Annotated in this window: 12 protein-coding genes; 3 read left to right on the top strand and 9 right to left on the bottom strand. The window is 40.5% G+C overall.

All coding sequences use genetic code 11. The annotated features are described in order from the left end of the window. The first annotated feature begins 99 nt into the window (after window positions 1-99). The gene (locus LZD48_RS09725) at window positions 100-2148 is read left to right on the top strand and encodes a penicillin-binding transpeptidase domain-containing protein (RefSeq protein WP_235762548.1); all 2049 of its coding nucleotides are present in this window, start codon (window positions 100-102) and stop codon (window positions 2146-2148) included. A gap of 40 nt (window positions 2149-2188) precedes the next feature. On the opposite strand, the gene LZD48_RS09720 is transcribed toward LZD48_RS09725, so the two are convergent. The 4 genes from LZD48_RS09720 to LZD48_RS09705 all read right to left on the bottom strand — a co-directional run bounded on the left by LZD48_RS09720 (window position 2189) and on the right by LZD48_RS09705 (window position 5975). Continuing rightward, window positions 2189-2656: an IDEAL domain-containing protein gene (locus LZD48_RS09720; protein WP_235762547.1), complete on the bottom strand. Its 468-nt coding sequence runs from the start codon at window positions 2654-2656 to the stop codon at window positions 2189-2191. A 203-nt stretch (window positions 2657-2859) separates the two neighbouring features. After that, window positions 2860-4377 (bottom strand): FAD-dependent oxidoreductase, encoded by a 1518-nt coding sequence (locus LZD48_RS09715; RefSeq protein WP_235762545.1) that lies wholly within the window; start codon window positions 4375-4377, stop codon window positions 2860-2862. Between the two features lie 55 nt (window positions 4378-4432). Continuing rightward, complete coding sequence (locus LZD48_RS09710) at window positions 4433-5380, bottom strand: hypothetical protein (protein ID WP_235762544.1); 948 nt, start codon at window positions 5378-5380, stop codon at window positions 4433-4435. A 67-nt stretch (window positions 5381-5447) separates the two neighbouring features. Further along, on the bottom strand, window positions 5448-5975 hold the full coding sequence (locus LZD48_RS09705; RefSeq protein WP_235762543.1) for a folate family ECF transporter S component: 528 nt from the start codon (window positions 5973-5975) through the stop codon (window positions 5448-5450). 301 nt (window positions 5976-6276) lie between these two features. On the opposite strand from LZD48_RS09705, the gene LZD48_RS09700 reads away from it, so the two are divergent. Both LZD48_RS09700 and LZD48_RS09695 read left to right on the top strand, forming a co-directional pair. Beyond that, window positions 6277-6576, top strand: coding sequence for a DUF2089 family protein (locus LZD48_RS09700; protein WP_235762542.1), 300 nt, complete (start codon window positions 6277-6279; stop codon window positions 6574-6576). Further along, window positions 6576-6866, top strand: coding sequence for a hypothetical protein (locus LZD48_RS09695; protein WP_235762541.1), 291 nt, complete (start codon window positions 6576-6578; stop codon window positions 6864-6866). Before LZD48_RS09700 ends, LZD48_RS09695 begins: the two co-directional genes overlap by 1 nt. Window positions 6867-7608: 742 nt before the next feature. Here the strand turns inward: LZD48_RS09695 and LZD48_RS09690 are convergent. From LZD48_RS09690 to LZD48_RS09670, 5 genes are all read right to left on the bottom strand, one after another. Next, on the bottom strand, window positions 7609-8346 hold the full coding sequence (locus LZD48_RS09690) for a Cof-type HAD-IIB family hydrolase (RefSeq protein WP_235762540.1): 738 nt from the start codon (window positions 8344-8346) through the stop codon (window positions 7609-7611). After that, window positions 8346-9527 carry an MDR family MFS transporter gene (locus tag LZD48_RS09685; RefSeq protein ID WP_310739802.1) on the bottom strand — a complete coding sequence of 394 codons (1182 nt, stop codon included), beginning with the start codon at window positions 9525-9527 and terminating at the stop codon, window positions 8346-8348. Before LZD48_RS09685 ends, LZD48_RS09690 begins: the two co-directional genes overlap by 1 nt. Before the next feature lie 125 nt (window positions 9528-9652). Next, window positions 9653-9850, bottom strand: a complete 198-nt coding sequence (locus LZD48_RS09680) for a hypothetical protein (protein WP_235762539.1) — start codon at window positions 9848-9850, stop codon at window positions 9653-9655. Window positions 9851-10075: 225 nt separating this feature from the next. Next, complete coding sequence (locus LZD48_RS09675; RefSeq protein ID WP_235762538.1) at window positions 10076-10534, bottom strand: chemotaxis protein CheW; 459 nt, start codon at window positions 10532-10534, stop codon at window positions 10076-10078. A gap of 12 nt (window positions 10535-10546) precedes the next feature. Next, window positions 10547-12553, bottom strand: a complete 2007-nt coding sequence (locus LZD48_RS09670) for a chemotaxis protein CheA (RefSeq protein ID WP_235762537.1) — start codon at window positions 12551-12553, stop codon at window positions 10547-10549. Window position 12554 lies beyond the last annotated feature (1 nt).

Genomic DNA, 12554 nt, shown 5'->3' with positions numbered 1-12554 from the left:
GTTATAATTGAAACATTTTTCACAGATTTTTCCTATAAACAATACTTACATGATGATATACTAGGTATATATGACGAATCAGGGGGCGGAATAAATAAAATGAAACGTGCTTTTCTATTGATATTTGTTGCTTTAGCATTAGTAGCATGCTCCAAGGAAGAACAAGTTTCACCAAATGAACGATTTTCCACTTTTACTTCTCATTGGAGTGAGCAGGAATTTGAAGAGGTCTATGATATGTTCAGCAAGGAGACAAAATCGAACATAACACCCGAACAATCAGTCGAACGATACGCAAAAATCTATGAAGATTTAGATGTGGAAAATATCGAGATTACCTTTGATGAACTTTCTGAGGAAGAAGTAAAAGCATTAGCTGAGGAAGAGAATCCGAGCGTCACCCTTCCCTTCTCTGTTGAGCTGGAATCCTTTGCCGGACCAATTGTTTTTAATTATGAAGCAACACTTGTTCAAGAACCAGTCAGTGAGGAAGATGATGCCGAATTAAGCTGGTTTGTTAATTGGGATGCTGGTTTTATTCATCCGGAACTTCAGAATGGCGGAGAAATCGGCATTCAACCTGTACAGCCAGTGCGTGGTGAGATTCTCGACCGGAATCAGATGCCGCTAGCAATAAATGATTATGTTTACCAAATCGGCATTAAGCCTGGAGAGTTAGAGAACAAGGAACAATCAATCGCGGAAATGGCCGGCATTTTAAATATGAATGAAGAAAAAATTAATGAAGCACTGGATGCTGATTGGGTGGAGGATCATCTATTTGTTCCGATTACGACAATCCTCCCGACGGACAAAGATATCTATGATCAATTAATGGCAATATCCGGTGTGCAAAAAAAGGATATGACAGGCCGCATCTATCCCGGCGGTGAGGCAACTGCTCATTTAGTCGGTTATATCGGTGACATTACAGCAGAATTCCTGGAAAGTACAGACAGCGATGAATACGGGCCGAATGACAAAGTTGGCCGGCGTGGTTTGGAACAACTATATGAAGAGCAACTGAAAGGTAAACGAGGAGTCACCGTGTTCATTCGTAAAGAAGACGGCAGTGAAGTTACCATTGCAGAAAAGCCGGTTGAAAATGGCAAAACGATCCAACTTACAATTGATATAAATACTCAAGAGAAAATTTTTAACGTTTATAAAGACGATGCCGGTACTGCTGCAGCAATTGACCCACAAACAGGAGAGACGCTTGCACTTGTGAGTGCCCCATCATTTGATCCGAATGAAATTCTTTATGGCACCAATAACGTATGGGACGATTTAGAGAAGGATCCGAAACAACCTCTCGTCAATCGGTTCGCAGCAAGTTTTGCACCTGGGTCCGTCATCAAGCCTGTCACAGCAGCTGCTGGTATCCATGCAGGTACACTTGATCCAGAGGAAACGTTTGAGATTGATGGATTACAATGGAGTAAGGGTGAAGAATGGGGCGACTACAAAGTGACACGAGTTTCTTTATCGAATGGTCCCGTCGATTTAAAAGACGCCCTCCTCCGCTCCGACAATATTTACTTCGCCATGCAAGCAGTAGACATGGGCAGTGATGCGTTTATTGAGGAATTTAAACGGTTCGGATTTGAAGAAGAATTCCCTTACGAATATCCAATCGCAACGTCAACGATTTCAAACAACGGTGGGTTAGCTGATGAGGTCTTGCTCGCGAACTCTAGTTACGGTCAAGGAGAACTTGAAATGACTGCACTACATTTAGCCACTTCGTATACGACATTTTTAAACGAGGGAAATATGTTGCAGCCTACCCTGCTTCTTGATGAAGAAACAGGACAAATCTGGAAAGAAGGTCTCGTTGCAAAAGAAGAAGCCCAACGAATAGATGACATTCTTCGGGCTGTTGTTACAGATGGTACAGCACAGCAAGCGGAAGATGCGAATGTCCCGCTCGCTGGTAAAACAGGAACAGTAGAATTAAAATTGACTGCCGAAACAGGCGGATCCATTAATAGTTGGTTTGTCGGTTATCCGCATGAATCGCGAGATATTTTAATTGCAATGATGATGGAAAAAACGGAAGATAAACCGAATGGCTATACAGTCGGACAATTCGTTGACGTGATGAATCAAATTTATCCAGGCGAACAAGAAAGTCAGGATGATTAAAAAGCTGGCAGAGAAATTTCTCTGCCAGCTTTTTCTTTTTTCATTGCTGCTCCTGCTCCATATCCACTAAGATTGTTGCCAATGCTTTAAATGTATCTTCATCTCGTTCGTCTAGTGCTTTATCGATAAGTCGTAATACGTTTTGGCGTTCCAGTTCGGTAATAACCGCTGTATAATCTTCGCGCGTTTCTGTTTCTACCTGTTTTTGGGCACTGAAGTAATATGGTCTTGCAATATCATGAATCTGTTCCAAAAACTCAGGTAAGGTAATGAGCTTCACCATTGGGACATTAACAATTTCTTTGCCATTCTGAAAAGCAAAGACCGCATCGATGTTCTCAATTTTCTCCGTGCGGCGGTTAACGCGAATTTCATTGGATTCTACAGGGATGAACTGATAGACTTTGTTTTTAATAATGACGGAAAAATATTGATACGCTAAAATGATTCGGACAAAGTTCTTTTCATTCTTAATGTAGTAAGGTTTCAACATTTTCAACGTTACCATAACTTCACCACCCTTTTTTAATGTCCTATCCTAATTTTCAGTTAATTAATTGTAACCGATTTCAACAAAAAACACAAGGGTGATTTACTAAAATAATCAAAATACTCCTTTTGTTTGAACTTCTTATGACTGAAGTCGGGGGTATTCTTGGTTTATTCATAAAAAAATAAAGTACAGACCCGCTCTCCATTCGGGTCTATACTTTATTTTTTTAATGGCTTTTCTGCAGGTCCTTCGATTACTTCACCCGTATAATCGAATCGTGAACCATGACAAGGACAGTCCCATGTCCGCTCTCCGTCATTCCAATTCACCTCACACCCAGCATGCGTGCAAGTCGTGTCAACGATATGAAGCTGTCCTTGTTCATCTTTATAAGCACCTTTTCTTTGACCATTCAGCGTAACGATTGCACCTTCATCGTTTGCCAGGGATTCCGGAGATCGGTCCGGTCTTTCAAGTTTTCCTTTTACAAGGCTCGTAACGACCTTTTTATTAACCTCGACAAGTGAAGGAATGCTTGCTTTCGCATGGAAACGAGACGGGGTGTACAGCTCTTCGTATTTATTTTTCTGCCTAAGTACTCGGTCATAAAAAAGCTTAGCTGCAACAACACTATTTGTCATCCCCCATTTCCTGAATCCAGTCGCAACCGTTACATATGGATGATTCGGAGTCAATTCTCCAATATAAGGCACTTTATCCAAGGTAATTAAATCCTGTGCCGACCAATGGTATGGAATATCTTCTATTTCAAATAATTCATCACCAAAAGCCCGCAGCGACTCATACAACTTGTGTGTTTCCGTTTCCTTACCTGTCTTGTGGGTCATTCCGCCGATGAGAACCATTTCTTCTCCATCAATCGTTACACTTCGGAGCGAATGTACGGGGGGATCTGCTTGAAGGTACATTCCCCCTGGATAAGTCTTTTTCATTTTAGCAGCGATGATATAAGAACGTTCCACATCCATGCGGGCTGCATATAGACCGAACCCTTCATGAAATGGAAAGTGGCTCGCAACAAGTATATGTTTACTTAAAACTTGCGCCCCATTCCTCATGACAACTTTTTGATTATCACCTTTTTCAACTTTCACTGCTGTCGTCTGTTCGTAAATCTTTACATCCTTTTTCTTCAGTTCTTGAACGATATACTGTAAAAATTTCACAGGATGAAATTGTGCTTGCTCCTTCATAATCAATGCATTCTTAATAGGTATATCAAGTGGAATATCCGTTGTAAGTGTACCGGGAATACCGAGCCGTTCATAGGCTTTCGCTTCCCGTTCGATTTTCGCCTCATATTCCTTTGTCGTTGCATAAAGGATTGCATCTTGTTCTTTATAATCACAGGAGATATCCAACTGATTGATCATCTGTTTCAGATATTGTTTCGCTGCTTCATTTGATTCATAATATAATTTAGCTTTTTCTGCTCCCACATTGGATATCAATTCATCATAAATTAGTCCATGCTGTGTTGTAATCTTCGCCGTCGTATGTCCTGTTGTACCGCTCATCAATCGTCCTGCATCCACTATAGCGATGCGTAGTCCTTCGTTTGCTAAAAGATAAGCTGCTGTGAGTCCGGTAATTCCTGCGCCGACAATCGTAACATCTGCTTTAATATCCTCTTCCAGTGGTGGGAATTCAGAGAGTGTGTCATTGCTTGTTAACCAATAAGATTCTGGAAATTGTGGAATAGTATGGCCCGTCATATACTTTGTCCTCCAACCTGTCTGTTTTGCTTAGTTTACCCACTGGCTGGAGATTTTAATCGAGTTTCATTTGAAGGTTGTCGACACTTTCATTTATTTCGGTTTGATTGAACGGTTTCTTCGCATCTTGTGCAATGATTTCTGCACCTTCCCTTTGTAGAGCGGCTAATCCTTTTTTCATATAGCTTTTATATTGCTTTGTCAGATTGCTAATTTCGTCCGCATACTTTTCATCTGTACCGGGTGTAACGGTTTCTTTGTATAAATCAATCACTTTTTCTTTTGTTTCATCTTCTGGTTCAAAAGCGTGTGGGTCTGTACTATCAAATAAGCAAATATTCAGTTCCGGTATTAAAACCATATCGATACTGTTAGGATCGAAACTGCAATAATAAATCTCAAGGTCTAAACCTCGCGCCTCGCATGCCTTTACGATTCTTTTCATGAAAGTCGATTTCCCTGTGCCCGCTCGGCCTTTGATATGATAAACCCTATCCAAATGAGCAGTCAGATTGGGTACTTCATTTACAACACCGTCCATTGTATTCGTACCGAAAAGTCTCCGAAAAATCTGAGGGTTGCGAGATCCTTTTACGTTCTCCGGAAGCAGTTCCTCGATATACCTCTTTGCTAAATCATCCGCCTTTTCGAAGTCCATTTCCTGGATAAATACGAGTTCAAGGTCATCGTGGATATGCAGACCTTTTTTAAATAAATCATATGCCTGGTTCGAAAACGGGCAATCCCTGTTACCAAGAATGGCTATCTTCTTCTCCCTGAAAATGACCCCTTCAAGAAATTCTTCACTAATCGGGCTTTTTAAGACTTCAACTTGTGTCTGCTCTTTATTTTGCTCGATCAATTGTTTGATGATAGCCGTATTTGTCTTATAAGAAGCATTACCGAGTTGAATCACTTCTTCTATGCCATGTAAATTAGACTCTAAGCTATCTACATAGCCTTCCGCTGTATTTCCAGAAACATAATATTCTTTAAGCTTCATCAGAATCATCCTCTTCTAGCCTGATATGTTTAGTTTATGCGCATTAAAATCCCAGGTGAGCAAATCGTTATAATTTCAAGTCTACCCTACTGAGGTTTTTTAATAAGGCGTACAGTAAACCAACTTCAACTGGATAAAGAACAATCGCTTTAACAATCCGTGGCCCGGCAAATAATGGACTGCCAAACATAATATTCAACCAAATCGGTGTCAAGATCAGCGAAATGATAATCGTGACAACCAAATTAGCTGTCGCAATTCTTCCGAGGGTAATTGTTTTCCTATAAAAGAACCAACCGAATAATAGCCCGATCAATAATGCATTAAAAGTAAACCCGGGGAAAAAGAATCCGGCAGGTCGTAAAACAAAACCGATCGTATCAGCAACAACAGAAGCTATTCCCGCATTCACTGGTCCATAGAGAAAGCCAAGCACTGCAATTGGTAAAAATGCGAATCCTACTTCCAGCAAAGGACCGAATGCTAAAGTGAATTGATTCAACACTAAATTGATTGCAACTAGTGCAGCTGTAATTGTTAGCATTTTAGTCGGACTTTTTGTTCGTCCGTTCACTACTTCTTTTTGCTTCTGCATGTTTACGCACTTCCTGACGTCAAAATAATTCGTTCATCTGTCCTCGTATCATATCCTATTTTTAATCATTCGCCAACCGCTTAGCTTCTATCTTTATCGATTCAGACCCGTTTAAAGTGAAACTTCAATCAGTGGCGGTTAACCTCCGTTATCTCCCACCTAAACTTTCTCGAAGACCCTAAAGTCGGGATAAATGATTTCACATCATTCCTTTGAATAATTATTAATAAAGTTAAAAATCACTTTAACTTTATTAAGTTTTATGTTAAGGTATATTTAAATAATAAAAAGAGGTGAAAGGATGGAATTGAATAAAATACCCGCTTGGATATTAGCTTTAGAAGCGGAAGACATTGAATTTATCAAAAACTTTGTCGTGCACTCCGGTTCATTAAAAGAAATCTCCAAGCTCTATGATGTCTCATACCCTACCGTTAGAATCCGGCTCGACCGATTAATTGAAAAAATTAAGGTCAATGAGAAAGTAGAAAATGAAGGATTTATCCAATTTATTAAACAGCTGTCCATTGATGACAGAATCAACTTAGAAGAGGCGAAATTAATTATCGATAAGTATAAACAGGAAAGGACTAATGCGTAATGTTTGGTTACGGTATTTATGATGTATTGATCATTGCGGCTTTTCTCGGGGTACAGTACTTCTTTTCCACGAGGAATAATCCATTCTGGGGTGCGATTGTACCTATTCTTTTTGCTACGTGGATGACCATTTCATTCATAAATGGCAATATAGAAAGCTTCTGGTTCTACCTCATCATCCTAATCATCGGACTGCTCTTTTTATTCGAGCAATGGAGCGAAGGAAGGAAATCGTTAAAGAAAAAACAAGAAAAAGAATTAGAGAAAATGCAAGCACATGATTTGAATTAATATTATTGATTTCTATTTGTAAAGCCAGCTTTCACAATCTAAAACAGCCGGATAATTCATCCCAATCTTTTAAAAGCTATGAATTGCTTTCACTCAGCGTAAGTGTTTTGCACGTTCTCATGGTTCGCTCTCTAGTCGCCGTTCAGTTGCCCGGTGGACGGATGCGCATCCTTAGGCACTGCCGGAGCTCCTCGGGCTGAGCACTAAGGGGTCTCCAGACTCGTACTATTCCCGCAGGAGTCACCGTCCACCGGGCAACTGAACTGGTAGAGAGGATTATTATGAATAGCATTTATTCCAGTGCCATTTCACAATAAAATTAGATCATTGGAATAATAAACAGTGATCTAAATTTGACCTTTCCTGGTAGCAGTCCAGACACCTCGAGACTCCTGCGGGAGGCCGGCTAAGAACGGTCACGTCCTGTGACCAACGCCGGCATTAGAACTTCCTGTTCGGAGGTAAGCCTGGCGAGACCCCGCAGTGCGATAACGCGAGGATTGCCGGCCGCTCAGCAGGTGCGAGAGGTGTCTGGACTGCAGACCTCCAGTAGTAAGTTTCGGACACTTACGCTGTATGAAAGTGATTAGCATGTTGTTGAAATGATCATGTATAGCAGATTATTGGTGATGAGTACTTGATAAAATTGTTCCATTTTTGATTTTCGAGTGCAATAGTAGAGCAAATAAAAATAAGGCGATTCTTCATGTTTTAAGAATCGCCTCTTACTATGCCGGCAGGTTTATACATTCAAAACAAATTTTTCAATCGCCACCCCAACACCTGATTCATTATTCGTCACTGTCGTGTGATCTGCCACTTTTTTAATCGCTTCCTGGGCATTCCCCATTGCGACTCCTACTCCTGCTTCCTGAATCATTTTAATATCATTCAAACTATCTCCGCAGGCTAGAACATTATCCATCGTTATGCCGATTCGCTCACATAAGAAATGCAGCGCATCTGCTTTCGAAACACCTTTCGCATTCACTTCGATGTTTGTAGGAAGTGAGTTCGATAGCTCGAGCTCTTCGTACTTAGAAAATTCTTTGATAAGAATATCTAGCTTCCTTTGATCCGTCGTATGACAGCCGAATTTCAGCCATTCGTATTCGTTAAAATCTTTCGGGAAATCTCCGTTAAAAGCCCCCTCCGTAGAAATCACCCACATACCTGCCCCTACTTGTGTGGCAATATTATAAAGCTTTTCCATCATTTCCGTTTCTAATTTTCTTCTTCTAAGCAATTCCTTCTCCATTGTCCAAATTTCCGCTCCATTGGCGGAAATGAGGTATGTTGGCAGCTCCAGGTCCACTGCATAAGGGTAACACGTATTAAATCCGCGACCGGTGCTTAATACAACATGAACATCTTTTGCAAGTGCTTGCTCAATTGCTTTTCGGTTCCTTTCCGGCACTTCTTGATTATCATTCAATAAGGTACCATCCATATCTAATGCAATTAATTTAATATCTTTCATTATAATCCTCCTTGTTCGGCTTTTATTTTTTTGTCATACAGGAAGGTGGTTATATAAGGTATTAACAGTAACCCTACTAAACAGAAGAATAAAATTTCAATATGATAGTAATCGACAATGAAACCGCCGACTAATGGACCTGTCATTCTTCCCACCGTTGCAATACTATTAACTAATCCCTGATAAAACCCTTCTCTCCCTTTTGGTGCTAGCTTGTTGGCTAATGTTGGGAAGGCCGGCCACATGAGAACCTCACCGATTGTCAAAATAATCATCGCCACAGCAAACATCGTAAACTGCTGGGCATTCATAACAACTAGAAAAGAGACAATCATAATGGTCGTTCCTATATAGATGTGGTGCTTCTCATTTGTAAAACGATTCGTAAACCATTGTACCAAAGGTTGAGCAAAAACGATAAGGAAACCATTGATTGCCCATATTGTACTATATTGTTCAACCGGTATACCAATGTCTTGTGTATAAGAAGCAATTGTTGTCATCCATTGGGAATAACTAATATGTATGAATAGAAATCCAGCACAAAGAATCAATAAAGCTATGAATGTTGTACTGTTTTTAACTTTTCCTCGTTGCTCAATTATCGACGTATGCATCTGTCTGTTTTTAGCTTCGTCCAACTGTTTAAATGCAAACAATACGAGCAGAAAAAAGAGAGCAATGAAAAGGGCATTTGCTATGAATATATAATCGAATGAAAAGCTTGCAACATAACCACTCAGCGTAGCTCCTAACGCGACCCCGAGATTTTGGGCTACATAAACCGCATTAAATGCCTTTCTGCCACCATCTGGCCAAAGTGAACCCGCCATTGCAAACATAATTGGCCAAGTAATTCCATTTCCAAATCCAATGACGACAAGTAAGATGGCATAGGGAACAATCGAATGATTGAAAGCCATCGTGATTGCCGCAATAAGAGCAATGCCTGTTGCACAAAGGATAGAGTAATAAGCGCTGAAACGGTCATACAACGCTCCACCAATCAAATTCCCTATAACAGCTGCACCCTGATTCAACATTAAAATAAACCCGGCAAAAGCTAATGATTGCCCGAGCTCATTATGCATATAAATCGTATTCATCGGCCATAAAAAAGATCCGCCTGTAACGTTAATCGTTGTTGCTATCACTAATAACCAAATCACTTTAGGCATCATTGCATCGCACCTTCTACATTTTTTTCAACGCCTTAAATTCCCTATCTCATTGTAAATTACAAATGAACATCCGGCAATTGGGACAAATGCTCTGATTCCCTGTAGTTGGGAACGAACCAACTCAACTACATATGGTGATGGTGAAGCATTAAATACGTATTATGAAATTCATTAGTTGCAAGTTTTTGTGCTTCAAACGAGCCGATGTTCTTGGCAAATTTCGCTTGCATGGGTGCGACAAAGGCATGAAGTTGATATTCTGAATATCCGTAGCTTTGTTCCATCGCATGGACTTCATCGATCAGTCGTTTATATTTACACATGATTTCTTTTTCCCCCGCTGTCCGTCCCTTTGCCTTCTTCGCTTTAGCGGAGTGGTAAAAAGAACGAGAAACTAAAAAGTTCGGCTTACGACACCCTACAAGGGAGTGCCCCACTCCGAACTCCCTATCATCCTCCCCTTAAAGGAGTGAGCTTTCTCGTTCGTAAGTTCTGTAAACATGAAAGCCCGGATGAATTTTTTCATCCGGGCTTTTCTCTTATCATCGCTATTGTAATACTTCTCTAAATCCCTCTGTTTCTTCCAAATTAAGTGTTTTTGCGATGTTTAACAGGAGTATCAATTCTCCATTGACTTTTGCAACACCTTTCAGATAGGCAGCATGGACTCCAGAAATGATTGGGGGAGCTTCTTCTATGTTACTCGGTTCAATATCAATCACTTCTGTCACCGAATCTACAATTAGGCCAATTTGCATCCCTTCCAATGTAACGACAAGAATCCGGGTGTCATCCGTATTCGCTGTCGCCGTTATATTTAATCCTGTCCGCAAGTCAATAATGGCAGTTGTTTGATGACGGATTTCCGTAACACCCTGAATAAATTCCTCTGTTCGCGGAACCTCCGTAATCGCCTGCATCCGTTCAATCGATATAACATGCTCTATTCCAACAGCAAAGGTTTGAACATGTAGTGTAAATAGTATATATTTACGAGATTTTTCCATTCCAATACCACCTTACTTTATTAATGCATTTGGATCGATTATTAAAGCTACTTGTCCATCACCTAAAATCGTCGCTCCAGAGATTGCAAATACATCACCTAAATAATCACCGAGAGATTTTAAGACGAGTTCTTGCTGACCGATTAGATGATCAACGACAAGCCCAGTAAGTTTGTCACCCTTTTTCATGACTACAACAGCATGCTCTTTCTCCTCTTCCCCATGACCCGGAATCGCCAATACTTCCCGCAAATCAAGTAAAGGGACAATTTGTCCACGGAAATCTATAACTTTTTGACCATGACTTGTCATGATTTGTTCTTTCTGAAGCAATACCGTTTCAATTATTGAAGAAAGTGGTATCGCATAGGTCTCTGCCTGAGATTTTACGAGCAAAGTAGAAATGATGGAAAGCGTTAATGGCAATTGGATGGAAAAAATACTCCCCTCTCCTTGTGTCGATTCAATGGAAATCGAACCACCGAGGGATTCAATTTTATTTTTTACGACATCAAGCCCAACACCGCGTCCGGATACACTCGAAACTTTTTCAGCCGTACTGAAGCCGGATGCGAGAATCAATTGTGATACTTCTTGCTCAGATAATTGTTCTGCTTCGGCATTCGTTACTAATCCGTTATCGATTGCTTTTTGCTTTACCTTTTCCGTATCAATTCCTGCACCATCATCTTCAATTTCAATGAAAACATGGTTTCCACTATGGAATGCGCGCAGCACGACATTTCCCTCTTCAGGCTTTCCGGAATTTTTTCGTTCTTCCGGTCGTTCAATTCCATGGTCTACCGAGTTTCGGATTAAATGAACGAGCGGATCACCGATTTCATCAATTACCGTCCGGTCGAGTTCCGTATCTGCTCCAATAATTTCCAAGTTAATTTGCTTATTCAAATCCCGGGCAAGACCGCGAACCATTCGCGGGAATCGGTTGAACACCTGCTCAATTGGCACCATACGCATTGCGAGAATTAAACTTTGCATATCGGATGACACTCGGTTCATATGCTCTACCGTTTCTGTTAATTCCAGGTTATTAATCCCGGTTGCAACTACATTCAATCTGCTCTGATCAATAACGACTTCTTCAAAAAGATTAAGCAAGTCATCAATCCGGTCTAAATTGACACGAATTGTTTTAGCAGGCTGATGACTGGGGGCAGCTGCATCTGGCTGATCAACAGGATGGACTTTTTCCGGTTCTTCTTCTATTTCAATTTCATCCTCTTCTATCGCCTCATTCTCGGAATGGAAACTCACTTGATTGATTTGAACATTATGAACCTCAGATACTTTTGAAATCAAAGACTCTAACTCTCCTGGACTTTCTTTGGAAAGGAAAATCATTTCAAAAGAATGATCAAAATTACCTTCTTCGATATCTTCTGTCGCAGGATTTGTTTTAATAACTTCCCCTTTGTCTTCCAATGCTTCAAAAACCATATAAGCCCTGGCACCTTTCAGAATCGACTCTTCCGAAAGCTCGACGATGATCTGATAAGCGGCAAATCCTTGTTCTTCGCCCTGTTCAAGAATTGTCATCTGAAACTCATCAAGATCAACGGGAACAGCTGTTATTTCTGCAGTAGGTTCCATCATGCTCGGTTCGACTGCAGCAGCTGCTTCGCCTTTTTCAAAGCGATCAAGGCGGGCCACTAATTCAGTGACATCCTTTTTCCCGTCAAGACCATTGCTGATTGCTTCGACCATTTCTTCTAAGTATTCAATTGCTATAAAAATAATATCAATTACTTCCGTCGTAACTTGTAATTGCTTATTACGAATTAAATCCAGGACATTCTCCATCTTATGTGTTAGAGAAGCAATATCTTCATAGCCCATCGTTGCGGCCATCCCTTTTAATGTATGAGCTGAACGGAAAATTTCGTTCACCAAGCCATCATTCTGTGGTTCCTTTTCTAATCGTAAAGTATGGTCATTAATCGCTTGAAGATGTTCCCTGCTTTCATCCAGAAAGACATCCAAATATTGATTGGTTTCCATC

Source organism: Oceanobacillus alkalisoli (assembly GCF_021556485.1).
Taxonomy (GTDB): Bacteria; Bacillota; Bacilli; order Bacillales; family Amphibacillaceae; genus Oceanobacillus; species Oceanobacillus alkalisoli.
The sequence above is the reverse complement of the archived record's forward strand: the minus strand, read 5'-3'. Positions and strand labels throughout refer to the sequence as shown.